Raw genomic sequence first — 17662 nt, 5'->3', positions numbered from 1 at the left:
ACAAACATGTCCGCGACATCTATTCGCGTCTCAAAAAAGACGGGAGCACGTCGCTTCCCGGAGGTTTCATGAGCCAAGAAGACCAGACCAGAGATTTTCTCGACAGCCTGCCCGAACTCAAGCCGGGCGAAAAAATAAACTTTCGCTGCTATCCGGGGATCACGTGCTTCAACAAGTGCTGCAGCGACCTGAACCTCGTGCTCGCCCCGTACGACGTGCTTCGCCTGCGCCGCAGCCTCGGCATGTCCAGCCGCGACTTCATCCACTCCTTCGTGGACGCCCAGAAGTCCGAGGGCAGCCACTTTCCCCTGCTGCACCTGCGCATGACCGACACCGACGCCCGCAGCTGTCCCTACGTCCGCGAGGAAGGCTGCGCCGTCTACCCGGACCGCCCGGGCGCCTGCCGCACCTATCCGCTGGGCCGCGCCGCGCGCCCCGACGGCGAGGGTGGCGTCAAGGAACAATTCTTCGTGGTACGCGAGGATCACTGTCGCGGCTTCGAGGAACCGGACGAGTGGGACACCGACGAGTGGTTCGCGGATCAGGGCTTTGACGACTACATTCGTTTCAACGACCGCTACATGCACATCATGTCGCAGGTGAACCAGTCCGGACGCATGCTCAACGACCGCATGGTCCAGATGATCATGCTCTGCCTGTACCAGATCGACGACTTTCAGCAGTTCGCACAGGACATGAAACTGTTCGAGCGCGTGGAAATCGACGAGGCACGCCAGCAGGCCGTGCTCGACAACGAAGAGGCCGCACTGGAATTCGGCATGGACTGGCTGGAGCTGCTGCTCCTCGGTCCGGTCGGCAACCTCAAGCCCAAGGTCTAGCATGCACGTGCCCGCCAGCCCCAAAGTCCTGACCGTGGCCGAGTTTCGCGCCAAGCGCGACGCGCTCGCCGAAAAGCGGCTCGTGTTCACCAACGGCTGCTTCGACCTGCTGCACCCCGGCCACGTGGACTACCTGCAACGCGCCCGGGACCTCGGTGACGCGCTCATGGTAGGGCTGAACAGCGACGCCTCGGTGCGCAGGCTCGGCAAGGGCGACGACCGCCCCGTCAACGGGCAGGACGCGCGCGCCTTCGTGCTGGCGGGGCTCGCCTGCGTGGATTTCGTTATACTCTTCGACGAGGACACGCCGCTTGAACTGATCCGCGCCGTGCGCCCGCAGGTGTTGGTAAAAGGTGGCGACTGGCCCGTAGATAAGATCGTGGGACGCGACGTGGTGGAGTCTGACGGCGGAAAAGTACTGAGTATTCCCTTGCTTGAGGGGTACTCCACGACTTCCGTCATCGAGCGCATCCGGTCGGGCATTGCGTAACGAAAGCTTGACAAACCGCCTTTTCCCGGATATCGGGTTTTGTTCTTGCGGAGTGGGCCAGTAGCTCAGTTGGCAGAGCCACCGGCTCATAACCGGTCGGTCCCAGGTTCAAATCCTGGTTGGCCCACCACCCCTAACCCCTCAAATACGGGGGAACGAGAACCGTGCCCATGAGCGTGAAGCGAATCCCGCGCCGCATCCGGAACAAGGCTCTATGCTGATATGAGATGATACGATGCTCCTTGAGGGAAATGCCCGATAGGAGCATCTTCTTTTCGACGCAGGAATAAATTTCATGGAAATTCAGGCTGTTCTCAAAAATGTGCGTTGGTTGGCACCCGAAGAGCTGCAATCCGGATGGGACAATTCCGGGGTGCAGGTTTCCGGCGTGGCCGACAAGGCGGACAAGGTGGCCGTGACGCTGGAGCCCACTCCCGAAGCGGTGACGCGCTGTCTCGAATGGGGGGCGTCTCTCGTGGTGACCCACCATCCGCTGTACATGAAGCCCAAGGCGCCCACCGGCGGAGCCTATCTCGACGTCCTGCGGGCCTTAATCCGCGCCGATGCATGGCTCTATGCCGCGCACACCTCGCTCGACTCTGCTCCCGAAGGCCCCGCCTTCTGGCTCGGGGACGATCTGGATCTGCAAAACCGCAGGGTGCTGGAGCCGGGAACCGTGACCACGCCCATCGAGGTCTCCTTCTACGCCCCCACGCCGCTGGGTCGCGAAGACGGCGAACGCTGGGCGGATCGTGACGGCGTGCACAGCGTGTCGCAGAGCGCTGCGGGCGAGGTGAGGCTCATCGTGGAGCGGGACGCATGGCCCTTCGTGGCCGAGGCCATCGCCTTCGGTCAGGGGGAGCGGCCCGAGTTTTACGTCCGCGAGCTTGTGGAACCCAGAACCGTGGCGGGACTGGGCGAAATGGGCGAATTGCCGGAGGAACTTGCCTTCGACGATTTCCTGCAGCGTCTGCACGGCCTCACCGGACGCCGCTACCTGCCCCACTGCGGGCCGCGCCCGGAAATGGTTCGCACCGTGGCCTACTGCGGCGGCTCCGGTTCCTCGCTTGCGCACCGCGCAGCCGGGGCGGACGTGTTCATTACCGGCGACATGAAGTACCATCCGGCGGTGGATGCCGGAACCGAGGGTTCGGTCTGCATCATTGACGCCGGACACTTTTCCATAGAAGAAGAGATGATGCGCCGCTTCGCCGCGGAGCTGGGAGCCGCACTGGAAGGCGTGGAAGTACGTTTCTTCCCGGGCGATGACCCGTTTCGCTGGTCTGTGGCCGAAATATAAAGACGGTTAATTTTCCAAATATAATCGAGAGGTATCAACATGTACCAGAAACAGATCGAACAGCTTGTGGTGCTGCAGCAGGTGGACGACGAAATCCTCGTGCTGGAGGAAGAGATCGGCAAGGCTCCGCGCGAGCTGGCCGCCCTTGAAGAGCAGCTCGACGGCTTCCGCGCCCGCAAGGAGCAGATCGAGGAAAAGCTGAACCTGCTCGACGAACAGCGCAATAAGCTGGGCGGCGAGATCGAGGAAGACGACGCCAAGATCAAGAAGAGCAAGAACAAGCTGATGCTGGTGGACAACACCAAGCAGTATCACGCCATGATGCGCGAGATGGACAGCCTGGAAAAGCTCAACCGCATGCGCGAGGAAGAATACGAGGCCGTCAAGGAAGAGCTGGCCCGTCAGGCCGAGCTGGCCCGTCAGGTGGGCGAGGACATGGACGAAGTACAGAAAGAGTACGACGCCAAGAAGACCACCCTCGACGAACGCGTTGCACAGGCGCAGAAGCAGCTCGACTCCCTTCAGAAAAAGCGCGCCAAGGCCTGCGAAGTCGTGCCGCCGCCGATCCTCGGCCGCTACGAGTTCATCCGTTCGCGCCTGGACAACCCGGTCATCGTGGCCGTGGAAGACTCCGTGTGCACCGGTTGCCACATCAAGATTCCGCCGCAGGAATACAACGAGCTGCAGAAGGGCAAGCAGATTCTCTCCTGCTCCAACTGCCAGCGCCTCATTTTCTGGTCCGAGCACATCAGCCAGGCCAGCTAGAGAGTGAAGAACGCCGCTTGACGGCAGATGATATCATGGAGTCGGACGGACCACCGCCGCGGTCGTTGACCGGGGAGGAAAGTCCGGGCTCCGTAGGGCAGGGCGCTGGGTAACTCCCAGGGGGAGCGATCCCCGGCAAGCGCAACAGAAAGCAGACCGCCTTCCGGTTCGCCGGAAGGTAAGGGTGAAACGGTGGGGTAAGAGCCCACCGGCGGGCATGGCGACATGCCCGGCCAGGTATGCCCCGTCCGGAGCAAAACCAAATAGGGAAGCGCTTGAGGTCGGCCCGACCGAAGCTTCCGGGTAGGTTGCTTGAGGCGGCGAGTAATCGTCGTCCTAGATGAATGGTGGTCACCCCTTCGCGGGGACACAGAACCCGGCTTACAGTCCGGCTCCGCTTGACAGACCCGCGCGGGGGGCTCCGGTCCCCCGCGCGTTTTTGCAGGCAGCAACCAAGGTGAAAACACCAATGGCAAGACCCGCCCATCCCACGGCCGTGATCCTCGCCGCAGGCAGTGGCACCCGCATGGCCGACGCCACAGGCGGCGTTCCCAAGCAGTACCTGACCTACGCGGGCGTGCCGCTCTTTTGGCTGAGCGCGCGCACGTTCTCCCGGGTCGCCGCCATGCGCGGCCTCGTTTTCGTGTTCCCGCCCGCAGACGCCGAACGGATGCGCGCCGAAGTCGAACGCCTCAATGCCGAAGAGGATCTCGGCCTGCCCTTTGCCGTCGTGGAAGGCGGCGCAAGGCGACAGGATTCGGTTCGCAACGGCCTTGCCGCGCTCGACCGTAAATGCGACACCGTACTCGTGCACGATGCCGCCCGCCCGTTTGCCTCGGCCTCCCTCGTCACCGCGCTGCTCGACGCGCTGGACGCGGATGCCCAAGGCGCGATTCCCGCCATCGCGGTCCCAGACACCATCAAGCGGGTACAGGGAACGGCTGTCACCGAGACACTGGTCCGCTCCGAGCTGCGCGCAGTCCAGACACCGCAGGCCTTCCATCGCGAACCGCTCGAAGAAGCCCACCGCCGCGCGCAAGAGGAAGGCTGGGAAGTCACCGATGACGCGAGCATGGTGGAACGGCTCGGCACCGTGACCACCGTCCCCGGCGAGCCCGGCAACTGCAAGATAACCACCCCCGAAGACCTGAAACGGCTGGAGGAACCCGTGGCCGAAATCAGCGTGACCGGCTGGGGATACGACGTCCACCGCTACGGCGGAGAACGCCCGCTGGTGCTTGGCGGCGTTCCGATACCCGGCGGTCCCGGCATACATGCCCACTCCGACGGCGATGTGCTGCTGCACGCTCTTGCCGATGCCATCCTCGGCACGTTCGGCGGCGGCGACATCGGCAGCCACTTCCCGGACACCGACCCGAATTTTGAAGGCGCCAACAGCGGCGTACTGCTCAAGGAAGTGCAGCTCATGGCCATGAAGGCCGGTGCGAGCATCGTCCACGCCGACCTCACCGTCATCGCCCAGACCCCGAAACTGGCCCCCCACGCCAAAGGCATCCGCCGCAACGTGGCACGGCTGCTCGGCCTGGACGAATCCTTCGTCAACTTCAAAGCCACCACCGAAGAAAAGCTCGGCTTCACCGGTGAAAAGAAAGGCATCAAGGCCGTGGCCTGCGTCAGCGCCGTCCGGAGGTTTGCATGAACCGCGGCATAAAGATTCTGCTCATCGCGCTGGTGGTCATCGCCGCCCTGTACGGCGGACTGAGATGGTTCGTGCAGTCGCAGGTGGAGAAAGGTATCCGTCAGGCGGCACAGTCGCACGGAGCCGAAGTGAACTGGCAGGCCCTGAACGTGAGCCTCTTGGAGCGCTCCGTGTCCATTGACGGCATGGAAGCGGTCTGGAACGGCAACGAATACAGCGCGGAACGCATCGACTTCATTGATCTGGATCATCGGAACCGCCCGCCTCACTTCGCGCACGTCGAGGTACAGGGTGCGGACTTCGCCCTTGACCCACAACTGCTTGGCTGGGCATCGGCGCTCGCTTCCGGAATGCGACTTGAGCGCATTCGCGGCGATCTGGCCCTTGACTACAAATTCGACAAGGGCGACAACTCCCTGCACGTGAAACGCTTGGCCGCCGACCTTGAAGGCATCGGCGACCTTGAGGGCATGATCGGGCTGCACAACGTCGAACTGGAGACCTTCGGTCTCGCCGATCTCGTGGGCCTTCAGGTGGGCAGAAGCAAGATGCGCTTTACCGACGACGGCCTGCTGGACCGGCTCTCCCTCGCACTGGTGGCCGGGCCGGAAAAGGAACGCCGCGATCGTTTCGCCGCATCACTCGCCCTGCTGGCCCGCACCGCCGAGACAAGGCAACAGCCCATCATGGCCGAGACATATGCCGATCTCGGACGGTTTTTCGAAAACGGCGGCACGCTCAGACTCAGCACCGCGCCGCCGGAACCCGTGCCGTGGCTCTACTTCTACATGGGTAATTCCCCGGAACGGATAGCCCGCATGCTGGCCCTTGAAGTCACGGTTACCAACGAATCGAAAGTCAATAAATCCAAATAGCCACAAACGGAGCAATACGATGAAACTCTACAACACCCTGGCGAGGAAGAAACAGGAGTTCACCCCGGCGAACGGCAACGACGTCTCCATGTACGTCTGCGGCATCACCGCCTACGACCTCTGTCACATCGGCCACGCCCGCTCCAGTGTGGTCTTCGACGTCCTCTACCGCTACCTCAAGCACCGCGGTTACGACGTCACCTTCATCCGCAACTTCACCGACATCGACGACAAGATCATCAAGCGCGCCAACGAGACCGGCATGGAGTCCGGCGAAGTGGCCGAAAAATACATTCAGGAATTCTACGTGGACATGGACCGCCTCAATGTCGAGCGCGCCACCGTGGAACCCAAATGCACCCAGCACATACCCGAAATGGTCGAGCTGACCCAGCATCTCATCGACAAGGGCCACGCCTACGCCGCCGAAAACGGCGACGTCTACTTCCGCGTGCGCACCTTCGACGGCTACGGCAAGCTCTCCGGACGCCAGATCGACGAACTCGAATCCGGCGCACGCATCCAGCCCGGTGAAATGAAGGAAGACCCCCTCGACTTCACCCTCTGGAAAGCCGCCAAGCCAGACGAACCCTCCTGGGAATCCCCATGGGGCCCCGGCCGTCCCGGCTGGCATCTCGAATGCTCCGCCATGAGCGAAAAATACGCTCCCCTGCCTCTCGACATCCACGGCGGCGGACAGGACCTGGCCTTCCCGCATCACGAGAACGAAATTGCCCAGTCCGAAGCAGCCACCGACAAGGACTTCGCCCGCTTCTGGGTGCACAACGGTTTCGTGCGCATCAACTCCGAAAAAATGTCTAAAAGTCTCGGCAACTTTTTCACCATCCGCGACATCCTCGCCCAGTTTCTGCCCGAGACCCTGCGCTATTTCCTGCTGACCATGCACTACCGCAGCCCGCTCGACTTCTCCTTCGAAGCACTCGAAGAAGCCGAAAAAGGCATCAAACGCGTCTATACCGCCCTCGACCAGATCGAGGCCGCCCTCGGCCGGTCCAAATGGAAGAAATCCCCCTTCCCCGAAGAGCTCACCCAGGAACTGGCCGACATCGAAGCCAAATGGACCGAAGCCATGGAAGACGACATGAACACCGCCGCCGCACTCGGCCAGCTGTTCAATGCCGTTCGACTCGCAGGACGCATCGCCGAAGACAAGAAACTGCGCCAGTCCGAAGGCGCACGCGACCTCTGGACCCGGATCCGCGAAGACGTCGCAGTCTGGGCACAGGTCTTCGGTGTCTTCGGTCAGCAGCCCGCAGACTTCCTTACCGAACTCCGCGACAAACGCGCCGAACGCAAGGAAATCGACCCCGACGCCGTCCAAACCAAACTGGACGAACGCCAACAGGCCCGCAAAGACAAGGACTTCGAACGAGCCGACACCATCCGCAAGGAACTCGAAGCCATGCACGTCGAAGTCAAAGACACCCCCGAAGGCGCCACATGGGACGTCATCTAGGGAAAAAGTCATACGAATCAAAAAAGGGAGCATCCTTCGATGCTCCCTTTCTTTTTGCCCAAAGATGCCTCCGGCGGGCCTTTCAGGCGGACCAAAGGGGCGGGCCCCCTTTGGAATCCCTGAGTTGTCAGCGGGGTTGCAGCTGCCGGGTTCATACGGCCGCATAACCCGCGTCCCAGCTGCAACCCCGCTGACGAGAATCTATGTTCTGTGCGTCTTGGCTGACGAACTCTGTTAACCAAACTACATCCCGAGGAGTTCTTTCGGTGCACAAGCTCCCCACTAGAAAGCCCAACAAACCATCCACTCCCGCCAACCAAGTACCGCAGCAATGCCGATCGAGGCATAGAGGCTCTTTTGACCGGTCACGCAGGTCCGGGTGATGTTTGTAGGCACAAACATTTCTCCCGGAGCAGTGACCGCGTCATAGAGCCTCTCGCCGAGAGCGGCGGAGCACCCACAAAAGCGCAGTTTTTGCCTTCTTTTTTCTGCGCAAGCAAAAAAGAAGGTCGGCCAACAGGCCGAAACCTGCAACTGGTATAAACGACAATGCCTCCGGCGGGCCCTTCAGGCGGACCAAAGGGGCGGGCCCCCTTTGGAATCCCTGAGTTGTCAGCGGACTTGCAGCTGCCGGGGTCATGCGGCCGCACAACCCGCGTCCCAGCTGCAACCCCGCTGACGAGAATCTATGTTCTGTGCGTCTTGGCTGACGAGCTTCCGTAGCAGAACTGAGTTAAGCGGGATTCCGTCAGCCCACAGACTTCCCACCTGTACTTCCAACAAAGCTTCTACTCCCGCCAACCAAGTACCGCAGCAATGCCGATCGAGGCATAGAGGCTCTTTTGACCGGTCACGCAGGTCCGGGTGATGTTTGTAGGCACAAACATTTCTCCCGGAGCAGTGACCGCGTCATAGAGCCTCTCGCCGAGAGCGGCGGCGTTCCCCCACAAGCGCAGTTTTTGCCTTCTTTTTTCTGCGCAAGCAAAAAAGAAGGTCGGCCAACAGGCCGAAACCTGCAACTGGTGTAAACGACAATGCCTCCGGCGGGCCCTTCAGGCGGACCAAAGGGGCGGGCCCCCTTTGGAATCCCTGGGTTGTCAGCGGACTTGCAGCAGCCGGGTTAATGCGGCCGCATAACCCGCGTCCCAGCTGCAACCCTGCTGACGGGGATTTGTGTTCTGTGTGTAATGGTTGCACGGTTTGGAGCTGCTTAGGTTCGTCATATCCCTCAGAGCAGAAAACCGCCGTCAGCATATACGCCAAGCCGCCTACGCACCTTAGCTTTCGGAAAGCCGAGTGCGGCTTGGCAAGCCAAATGTTTTTGGGAGATTCTTAAGAACCCTTTTGCAAAAGGGTTCTTAAGCCCCCGGAGGGTCCCCGAAGGGCCGCCGGAGGCCTTCACAGAGGAACGCCCCCGCTGGTCAGGCGGGGGCGTCGGGAGGAGGATGCTTGTCTCAAGAGGTCTTTGTACGAAATTTATCGTTTCATCGCGGCTCGAAGCTTTTCGTAGGTAGCATCGTCGATCTCGCCTTCCGCATAGCGACGCTTGATCACGTCCATTGCGATTGTCTGATGCGAAGGCTGCCGACTGCGAAACAGGCGCACTCCCATGAAAATCAGGGTTCCGAGGAGCAACAGTCCGATCAGGCCGCCGAAGGGCATGTGAAAGGGAAGCCAACCGGACGACATGAATCCGCCGCCTCCCAAGTGGCCGTGGCCGTAGCCGAATCCGCTGTTGCAGAACCAGTTTCCGAATGCGCTCAGCATGTCCATGAATGCTACCTCCTGCTTCAATTTCGCGTTACTTGAGGCTAAGCATCCGGCGTGCCAAAACTGTAAAGCTCATTATTCCGGACGTTTAAAAAGTGACCCCTCCTGCATTCTTGTGCAAGAGGGGTCACTTTCTGCACGAAACATGTGCATATGGGTTGCACTATTACTTCACAACGAGCACCGGGCAGTGGGCGGTATGGAGCACCTTGTGGGTGACGCTGCCGAGCAGGAGGCCTTCGAGGTCGGATTTGCCTTTGGATCCCATGACGATGATGTCGCAGTCCTCGGCTTTGGCTACATCGGCAATGACTTCCCCGGGGCGTCCGCCGACGATGCGGTCACGGTAGACCACGTCCTGCCTGTCAAAGCGTTCGCGATAGGCGGAGAGGATGTTTTCCGCATCCTGTGTATAGTGATTGAGCACCCATTGCACGTTGGGTTCGCCCAGTTCGTTGGGGACGGGTTTGCGGCATACGAGCAGCAGGATTTCTGCGTTGGAGCTTTTGGCCATGTCCACGGCGGAGGTTGCGGCGGCGTCGGAATGGCGGGAGCCGTCGACGGGGAGCAGGATTCTTTTCACGTTCATGGCGAATCTCCTTTGTTGCGGCCTTGTTCGTTGCCGGTAAACGGTTCCATGGTGACGTGCCCTTCCTGTGAAATGCCTTCGCGGCGGAGCACGCCGGTAACGGTCCTGAGCAATATTTTCAGGTCCAGCAGCAGCGTCCTGTTCTCAACGTACCAGACATCAAGCTCAAAGCGTTCCGGCCAGTCCACTGCGTTTCTTCCGTTGATCTGCGCCCAGCCGGTGATGCCGGGTCGCACCTCGTGGCGTCTGGCCTGCCTCGGGCTGTAAAGCGGCAGGTACTGCATGAGCAGCGGGCGCGGGCCCACGAGGCTCATGTCTCCTTTTAACACATTGAGCAGTTCGGGCAACTCGTCGAGCGAGCTGGCGCGAAGCGCCTTGCCGAAAGGGGTCAGCCGCTGCGCATCAGGCAGGAGAGTGCCGTCCGGGGCCTCGGCATCGAGCATGGTGCGGAACTTGAGGATGTCGAAAGACTTCCCGTGCAGACCGGGACGCTGCTGACGGAACAGGATCGGGCTACCAAGCTTCAGACGCACCAGAAGCGCCACCGCCATCAGGACCGGCGAGAGCAGGATCAAGGCCGCCATGGAGACGAGGATATCCATCATTCGCTTCATGCGGCCCCCATGCTCTTGAGGATAAGTTCGTTGACGCGGTGCACGTCGAAACGGCGTTCGGCTATTTCACGGCTTCTGCGCCCCATCTCGCGCACCGTTTCGGGCGCCTCGATCATTCTGAGCATGGCCAGCTCCAGCGCGTCGGTGTCTCTCGGCGGGATGAGGCAACCGTTGACGCCGTCTTCCACGGTAAGCCGGCATCCGGGCGCATCCGTGGTGATAACGGCCCTTCCGGTGCTCATGGCTTCAAGAACCGAGCGCGGCACGCCTTCGCGATAGCTCGGAAGCACATAGACGGTACATCCGGACAGCAGGGGGCGGACATCTTCCACGGGATCGAGCACTTCGGCTCCTGTTCTGCGCTTCCATTCGCGGATCTCGTCTTCGCCTAAAGCATCGCGGCCTTGCTCCGGGCTGCCTGCGAGCCGGAAGATTGCTTCGGGGAAACGCTTCTTGAGCCGTTCCGAAGCCTCAAGGAAATGCTCCACGCCCTTGGAGCGCAGAAAGCGCGACAGGCACAGAAACACCGGCGGCCCCTGCGGCGGCTCCGAGTAGGCGTAATGATCCAGATCCACGCCGGTGCCGTCGGTCACTTCGGTGCGCATTCCTTCAGGCACCACACCGAGCTTTTTGAAAAATGCCAGATCATCGGAATTCTGAAAGAAAACAGCTTGGTTGGGACGGAGTCCGGCAGCATAGAGGCCACGAACGAGGTTGAAGATCAGACGTCGCTTCATGCCCGCGTCTTCCGTAAAGGCGTAGCCAAGGCCGGTTATCATGGAATAGATGGCCGGCACGCCCGCCAGTTTTGCGGCGAGGGACCCGTAAACCACGGGCTTGATGGTGTAGGACAGCACCGCGTCCGGGGCTATCTCCCGGAACATGCGCTTGAGGGTCAGCAGCGAGCCGAGATCGCTCAGGGGGTTCAGCCCGCGCCGGTTCAACGGGATTTCCCGGTAGCGTGCGCCCATGGCCTCCAGCTGCGGGCCCGGTGAAGGAGAAAACGGAGGCGCCATGGCCACAACCTCGTGTCCCTGCTCCAGCATGGCCCGCACCAGCGGCCCGCGAAAATTGATGAGTGACGGGGCGTACCCGCCGAGGAGAGCTATCTTCATGTAATGATGCGTCGGCTACGGGGTTCGGGTCAATTCCAGCGGTCCATCCAGCTCTGCAGCATGAGCACGCCCCAGAGGGCGTATTCATTGTCGCGCCGTCCGGACATGTGGTCATTAAGAGCCCGGGCCACGGGCACACCGTTTTCCAGTATGCCCTGCTCCAGCTTCTTCGGATGCAGGGTGTCTCGCGTCCAGTCGCGAAGCGGGCCGCGCAGCCACTCGCCAAGCGGCACGCCGAAGCCCATCTTGGGGCGGTCGGTCAGCTCACGCGGCACATGTTTGTCCAGGATGTCGCGCAGCACGAGCTTTCCCCTGCCGTGGGCCACCTTGTAGGATTCCGGCAAACGCCATGCGAACTCCACTACGCGGTGGTCGAGATACGGGGCGCGGCTTTCGAGCCCCACGGCCATGGCGGCGCGGTCCACCTTGGTCAGAATGTCGCCGGGCAGATAGCTCAGGGAGTCCTGATACTGCATCCACTCCCGGAACGAGAGCCCTTCCGGCGCCTGCGCCTGAAGAGGCGGAGCGGGGACGCCGGTCAGTTCTTCCGGGCGATCCCATGTGGAACACAGCGCGGCATAAAGCCCCTCTCGATGCGGCTGTGTCATGACCCGTGCCAGCTTGTGCAGCTTGAAACCCGGATTGTTCATGCGACGCGAGGAAGGCAGCAGCGGCTCCCAGAAAGCATACAGCGAGTCAAGTTTTCGCGGCGAAGCGGAATGAATGGCGCGAGATACTGCTCTGCGAAGCGGCAGCGGCAGCCCTGACAGCCTGCTCCAGAGCTTCGGCGCCGTGACGTGTCGGTTGTATCCGCCGAACGTTTCATCACCGCCGTCCCCGGAAAGGCAGACCGTGACATGCTCGCGAGTCAGCCTCGAAACGAGCGCGGTGGGCAACATGGAAGCGTCCGCGAACGGCTCGTCCCACATGTCTGGCAGATTCGGCAGCAGATCGAGCGCTTCATCAGGGGAGACGATCAGCTCCGTATGCTCCGTGCCCAGATACTCCGCTATTTTCCTTGCCTGCGCCGATTCGTCAAAGGCCGGATCATCGTAGCCGATGGTGAAGGTGCGCACCGGGGAATCGGAAACCTTGCGAGCCAGCGCGGTTATCAGGCTCGAATCAATGCCGCCGGAGAGCAGCGTGCCGAGTGGCACGTCCGACTCCAGTTGCATCCCCACGGCCTCGGTCAGCAGCTCTTCCAGTTCCGCTGCGGCCAGCTCCCTGCTCCCTTCGAACGGCTCCAGCCCGCCCTGCGAGACCACGTCATGCAGGCGCCAATAGGCTTTGGTCTGCACCTGTCCGTACGGAAGCACCGTGAGCATGGTGCCCGGCTCCAGCTTGTGCACGCCCTGCCAGATGCAGTGCGGCGCGGGAACATACTGGTAGCGCAAAAACAGGGAGACTGCCTCGGGATTCACCTGCCTGGAGAAATCGGGATGCGCCGTCAGCGCCTTGAGTTCGGAGGCAAACAGGAAGCGGTTGCCGTCGAGGGACCAGTACAGGGGCTTTTCCCCCATGCGATCCCGGGCGAGGATCAGTTGCCGTTCGCGCGTATCCCATACCGCAAAGGCGAACATGCCGATTGCACGGCGCAACGCGCCTTCGACGCCCCATGCCTCGATGGCGGCGAGCAGCACCTCGGTATCCGAGCCGCCGCGCCATGGCAGAAAGGGCCCGCCTTCATCCTGAAGATCGGCCCGAAGCTGATGAAAATTGTAGATTTCGCCGTTAAGTACCAGCGCGAAACGGCCGGAGCGCGAAAGCATCGGCTGCGCTCCCGCGTCGCTCAGGTCGATGATGGCGAGGCGTCTGTGAGCCATGGCCAGTCCCTGCAGCTCGTCCACGTGCAGGCCGTGGCCGTCGGGCCCCCGGTGAATGAGGGTATCGGCCATGCGCCGCACGCGGGTACGCAGCTCGTCGGCCCCGGTCCGGCGGGCGATGTCGAGGATACCGGCAATTCCGCACATGTCCGTCACATAGCAGGGCCACCGGTGTCGGGCAATGTTTTTCCCCGGTGTCACAAGGGGTTCCTTGCCCATCCGGTGGTGTTTGGAGTATGTTTCCGCCATGCGCCGCAAGCGAAGGCGGCAGAACAACAAGCATCCGGGTCCCCAGCATGAGCATATCCCCCAAACAGTCGGCCGCCACACAGGCCGCCTTGAGCAGAAGATTTCTGCGCAATCTCGCATGGCTGTGCCTTGTGGGACTTCTTTTCGCGGGCGGACAGGCCGTGCGCTGGTTTCACTTGAACGCGCAATCCTCGACCATAGACGCGGCGCTGGAGCAGGAATACCGCTCCGTGCTTGGCGACGAGATGGGCAGCGAGCCGTACGGCAGGCTCCAGTTCGAGGCCGGAAAACTGCAGGCGGAGCGCAAGATCGGGCTCGACCCCTTGCGACTCATGGCCGCCCTGAGTCGCAACGACACCCTCGGCCTGCAGGTCTACTCCATCACCGTGGACGGCCTTGAAGGCCGCGTCGAGGGAGAAATGATCCCCGGCAAAAAGGCACTCAGGCAGTTCATGAAACGCCTTGAGGAAGAGGATTCCTTCACTTTCGAACTGGAACGGACCACGCCCGTGGCCGGAGCCGTGCGCTTCGCCATGACCGTGGGGAGGCGATAGCATGGCGCGCCGTGAATATTTCTGGGAATCGCGTGATCTTGCGTCGCAGAAGCGATTTTTCCGCATGACGCTCGGCGGGCTGATCGTACTGTTCGTCATGCTTTGGGCCGGGCTGAACTACATGGCCCGCGCAGAACGCAAGACCATTGAAAAACGTCGCGCGGAATATGAGCGCGTGGTGGACATCGTCCGCGAAGTCAGGGTGCTGCGCGCCTCCATGGGTGAGCTGTCGCAGACCGATGCAATGAGCGCCGTGCGCACTATTCTGGCCGGATACGACGAGTTTCCGCCCTCCATGCTGCTGCGGCGCGAGAACGGTGTTGAAGTTTCCTTCCCCGGCATTCCCGTGTCCGATCTGGCGACGTTTCTCAGTGACATCCGCAGCCGCGCCAACCTGCAGGCCAGATTTTTCGAGGTGGAGCCGTCCTCCAGCGGTCGCGGTCTTGCCCGGGCGCGCATGATCCTTGCGAGGGGAACATGAGAAAGCGCATCAGCGAACTCAGAGGGCTGGGCTGGTTCATCTGCGCCTTTCTCGGCCTCGCGGCGGGCGTCGCGCTGTTCACCCCGTGGCAGAGCATCTGGACGCGGGCGCTGGTCTCCGTGGACGAACAGGCCGCCAACGTACGCCTGTCATGGCAATCCATCGACCGCGCCGGGCTGTCCGGCTTCCGGGTGGTGGGCCTGAACGTGGGCCTCGTGCAGTCCCCCGGCGAGCTGCGCTTCAATCACGCCGACGTCCGGGTGGGGCTGAACGAATGGAACGTCCGGCTCGACACCGGCGGCGCGGAATGCTTCCTGACGCTGGAGGAGAACGGACAGGTCTCCTTCGAAGGCGACATGAATCTGAGTTACCTGCTCTCCGATGACCTCAAGGGACAGGTCCGCGTGGCCGGAAACATCCGCCGCGGCGGGGGAAGCAAGCCTTCGGGCTGGGTGGACCTGCGCACGCAGGCCGTGAACGTCGGCGGCAGAGCCTACGGCGACGTGGCCTTCATGGGGGAATTCGAGGGCAGGATGATGCAGATACGCGAGTTTTCCCTGGGTGAACCGGTCAGTATCCGCGCCGAGGGAACGGCTCTGGTCGATCCGGCGGACATTCCGGGGACGATATTTCAGGTGGAAGGTACCCGTAAAACGCCAGACGGCGACGAGTCCTTCCGTACGGAATCGAGCCTGCGCAGCCTGTTTGACATGAAATAGAGAATTTGCGGTGCCTGTTTTTTTTGGCTAGTGTCCCACTCGCGCCACATTCCGGCATCCAACCAGCAACAACGCGGAAGGACCCCCATGGGAACCGGCCTTGTGCATTCCATCGACACCGCCATTAGCGGACGCTCTCCCTGGAAAGGCGACGCGCTCTGGGCCACCTGCTGGTGCCTGGGCCTCTACCTGTTCACCCTCGTTCTGCGCCTGAGCCTCTGGACAGTATGGGATCACCCCATGCTTCAGGTCAACGGCGAGTTCCTGCTCTCCACCCACGACTCGTACCTCTGGCTTGCCAAGGCGCGCGACGTGACCTTTGCCGAGCCGGAACACATGGCGTGGCTGACAAAAATAATTCACGAGCTCACCGGAATCGGACTGGGCGACATCGGCTTCTGGGGCCCTGCCTTCTTCGCCAGCCTTCTGGCGCCCGTCTGTTTTCTCTGGGGCTGGCTTGCCGGCGGACGCACCGGCGGCATCGTGGCGGGCTTCATCGGCGCCATGAGCTACGGTTTTTTCCAGCGCAGCAAGCTCGGCTATTACGACACCGACCTCTTCACCATGCTCATGCCGCTGCTTGCGGCCCTTGCTCTCGCATGGTGGGGGCGCTCTTTTTTCCGCCGCAGCTGGTTGCCCGTCAATGCGGCCCCCATGCGCGAGACCATATCCTCCCCGTGGACCGCGCTCGCCGTGGGCCTGCTCCTGCGCATGGCGAGCTGGTGGCATCAGGACCTCGCCTTCCTGAACTCGCTGCTGGTCATGGTCGCGGGCGTGATGATCATTCTGCTCGCGGTCCCGGAACGCAGGCTGCGCGGCATGCTTGAATGGGCCGCCATCCTCATGGCCGCGCTTCCGGGCATGGGCCTTGGGATGCTCAAGCTCCTTCCACTTCCCGCCGTCATGCAGCTCCCGGCGTTTTCAAGGTCCTTCATTTCCATCATGCTGGCGGCCATCATCATCTGGCTGATCCACGCCGACCGCATCCCTGCGCTGCTTAAAAAGCATCAGCGGCAGTGGTGGCTCAGCACCGCGATCTTTCTTTTCGTCACCCTGCTGCTCACCAACGTCCTGCTCTATCCTGCCACCAGACTGTTGGAAAAGGTGGCGACCTACCTCGGAGCCGTTCCATCTTCCGGCGGCGCGTCCGGTCAGTCGGCAGCATCTTTTCCGTCCATCATTTCAAGCGTTGTCGAGGCGGCCGAGGTAAGCTTTTCGCAAGTGCTTGCCAAGATTTCGCTGAACAGCGTTTGGCTCGGCGGCCTGTCCCTCGTTTGCGCCGCCATCATCGTGGCCTTCCGGCCGGAGACGATCCTGCTTTTGCCCATGCTGCTCATTGCGGTCATGGGGCTTCAGCTCGGCACGCGCTTCGCCATGTTCGGCGGCGGCGCTTCGGCCATATTCCTCGGATTGACCGCCAACACGGCGGGCAACCTGCTCTTTGGCGAACACAGACTGCGCCAGTGGGGGCAGCCCGCGCTTCAAGCGGTGATCGGCCTTGCGCTGCTCGCTCCGGCATACATGGATTACCGCGCCATGCCGCCCACTCCGGTGGTGACAAAGCCCCACGCCGAGGCGCTCATGGGCCTGCGCGAGCGCATCGAGCCAGACTCCGTCATCTGGACATGGTGGGACTGGGGGTACGCCACATGGTACTACTCCGGCATCCGCCCGCCCATTGACGGCGGAAGGCACACCGGCGAGGACGTCTTCCCCATGGCCCATGCGCTTGCCACGACTTCTCCGCAGCGCGCCAACCAGATGCTGTTCTATGCCACATCCAAAGGCTTCGAACCGTTCAAGGGCATGAGCGCGGACAAGGCGCAGGCCATGGTAGAATCGCTTGGCGAAAGCGAATCCTCCTTCGGCGTGACACGGCCGCAATATTTTGTGGTAAGCTGGAAGAACATCCGGCTGACGCGCTGGATTTCCCATTTCGGCAACTGGAACTTGAAGACCGGAAGCACCGAAGAATACGACATCGTGAATTCACAACCATCCCAGCTTCGATACAACGTTCAGCACGGCGCGATAGCCAATCCTTCGGGCCAGCGGATGCGCGTCGAGAGCATCGACATCATCGGCGCGGACGGGATCAAGAATCGCTATTACCCCCTGAATGCGCAGTCGTCGCGCCTGTTGCGCAAGACGCCGCATCTGGTCATCAACGGCCTCATGGGCAAGCCGTTCCTGCTCAGCCCGGAGGCCTACGACAGCATGCTGGTCAGGCTGTTGCGCGATGACCCCGAAAGTCCCATGATACGAAAACACTTCCGGCTCGTGGCCGACGGATTGCCTTTTGTGCGCATCTACGAACTGGTCAACCCGGAAAAGCAATAGGA

Annotated in this window: 16 protein-coding genes, 1 tRNA gene and 1 other RNA gene; 13 read left to right on the top strand and 5 right to left on the bottom strand. The window is 61.7% G+C overall.

The features are described from left to right. The first annotated feature begins 68 nt into the window (after positions 1-68). From B149_RS0106780 to cysS, 9 genes are all read left to right on the top strand, one after another. Complete coding sequence (locus tag B149_RS0106780; RefSeq protein WP_018124428.1) at positions 69-839, top strand: YkgJ family cysteine cluster protein; 771 nt, start codon at positions 69-71, stop codon at positions 837-839. 1 nt (position 840) lies between these two features. Then, positions 841-1329 carry a D-glycero-beta-D-manno-heptose 1-phosphate adenylyltransferase gene (rfaE2, locus tag B149_RS0106775; protein WP_018124427.1) on the top strand — a complete coding sequence of 163 codons (489 nt, stop codon included), beginning with the start codon at positions 841-843 and terminating at the stop codon, positions 1327-1329. A gap of 54 nt (positions 1330-1383) precedes the next feature. After that, positions 1384-1459 (top strand) — tRNA-Ile (locus tag B149_RS0106770). 165 nt (positions 1460-1624) lie between these two features. Then, a complete protein-coding gene (locus tag B149_RS0106765) occupies positions 1625-2629 on the top strand; it encodes a Nif3-like dinuclear metal center hexameric protein (protein ID WP_018124426.1) in 1005 nt (334 codons plus the stop codon). A gap of 39 nt (positions 2630-2668) precedes the next feature. Next, positions 2669-3394 (top strand): zinc ribbon domain-containing protein, encoded by a 726-nt coding sequence (locus B149_RS0106760; RefSeq protein ID WP_018124425.1) that lies wholly within the window; start codon positions 2669-2671, stop codon positions 3392-3394. A gap of 37 nt (positions 3395-3431) precedes the next feature. After that, positions 3432-3794, top strand: an RNA gene (gene rnpB / locus B149_RS17895) — RNase P RNA component class A. Between the two features lie 69 nt (positions 3795-3863). Then, positions 3864-5054, top strand: a complete 1191-nt coding sequence (locus B149_RS0106755; RefSeq protein WP_018124424.1) for a bifunctional 2-C-methyl-D-erythritol 4-phosphate cytidylyltransferase/2-C-methyl-D-erythritol 2,4-cyclodiphosphate synthase — start codon at positions 3864-3866, stop codon at positions 5052-5054. Beyond that, the gene (locus tag B149_RS0106750) at positions 5051-5929 is read left to right on the top strand and encodes a hypothetical protein (protein ID WP_018124423.1); all 879 of its coding nucleotides are present in this window, start codon (positions 5051-5053) and stop codon (positions 5927-5929) included. Before B149_RS0106755 ends, B149_RS0106750 begins: the two co-directional genes overlap by 4 nt. Before the next feature lie 19 nt (positions 5930-5948). After that, the gene (gene cysS, locus B149_RS0106745; RefSeq protein ID WP_018124422.1) at positions 5949-7406 is read left to right on the top strand and encodes a cysteine--tRNA ligase; all 1458 of its coding nucleotides are present in this window, start codon (positions 5949-5951) and stop codon (positions 7404-7406) included. Between the two features lie 1476 nt (positions 7407-8882). Here cysS and B149_RS0106735 read toward each other — a convergent pair. The 5 genes from B149_RS0106735 to asnB form a co-directional block, all read right to left on the bottom strand. Continuing rightward, complete coding sequence (locus tag B149_RS0106735; protein WP_018124420.1) at positions 8883-9179, bottom strand: SHOCT domain-containing protein; 297 nt, start codon at positions 9177-9179, stop codon at positions 8883-8885. A gap of 163 nt (positions 9180-9342) precedes the next feature. Then, a complete protein-coding gene (locus B149_RS0106730) occupies positions 9343-9765 on the bottom strand; it encodes a universal stress protein (protein WP_018124419.1) in 423 nt (140 codons plus the stop codon). Further along, positions 9762-10379: a sugar transferase gene (locus tag B149_RS0106725; RefSeq protein ID WP_018124418.1), complete on the bottom strand. Its 618-nt coding sequence runs from the start codon at positions 10377-10379 to the stop codon at positions 9762-9764. The genes B149_RS0106730 and B149_RS0106725 overlap by 4 nt, the downstream gene beginning before the upstream one ends. Beyond that, complete coding sequence (locus tag B149_RS0106720; protein WP_018124417.1) at positions 10376-11494, bottom strand: glycosyltransferase family 4 protein; 1119 nt, start codon at positions 11492-11494, stop codon at positions 10376-10378. Before B149_RS0106720 ends, B149_RS0106725 begins: the two co-directional genes overlap by 4 nt. Positions 11495-11523: 29 nt before the next feature. Further along, positions 11524-13464: an asparagine synthase (glutamine-hydrolyzing) gene (gene asnB / locus B149_RS0106715; RefSeq protein WP_026167487.1), complete on the bottom strand. Its 1941-nt coding sequence runs from the start codon at positions 13462-13464 to the stop codon at positions 11524-11526. A 149-nt stretch (positions 13465-13613) separates the two neighbouring features. On the opposite strand from asnB, the gene B149_RS16660 reads away from it, so the two are divergent. The 4 genes from B149_RS16660 to B149_RS0106695 all read left to right on the top strand — a co-directional run bounded on the left by B149_RS16660 (position 13614) and on the right by B149_RS0106695 (position 17660). After that, complete coding sequence (locus B149_RS16660; protein ID WP_018124415.1) at positions 13614-14120, top strand: hypothetical protein; 507 nt, start codon at positions 13614-13616, stop codon at positions 14118-14120. A gap of 1 nt (position 14121) precedes the next feature. Continuing rightward, positions 14122-14601 (top strand): type II secretion system protein GspM, encoded by a 480-nt coding sequence (gene gspM, locus B149_RS0106705; protein WP_018124414.1) that lies wholly within the window; start codon positions 14122-14124, stop codon positions 14599-14601. Continuing rightward, positions 14598-15320: a hypothetical protein gene (locus tag B149_RS16655; RefSeq protein ID WP_018124413.1), complete on the top strand. Its 723-nt coding sequence runs from the start codon at positions 14598-14600 to the stop codon at positions 15318-15320. Before gspM ends, B149_RS16655 begins: the two co-directional genes overlap by 4 nt. Positions 15321-15407: 87 nt before the next feature. Further along, on the top strand, positions 15408-17660 hold the full coding sequence (locus B149_RS0106695) for an STT3 domain-containing protein (RefSeq protein WP_018124412.1): 2253 nt from the start codon (positions 15408-15410) through the stop codon (positions 17658-17660). Positions 17661-17662: the final 2 nt, after the last annotated feature.

This window comes from Desulfovibrio oxyclinae DSM 11498 (genome assembly GCF_000375485.1).
GTDB lineage: Bacteria > Desulfobacterota > Desulfovibrionia > Desulfovibrionales > Desulfovibrionaceae > Pseudodesulfovibrio > Pseudodesulfovibrio oxyclinae.
This window is presented reverse-complemented; position numbering and strand designations above follow the sequence as displayed.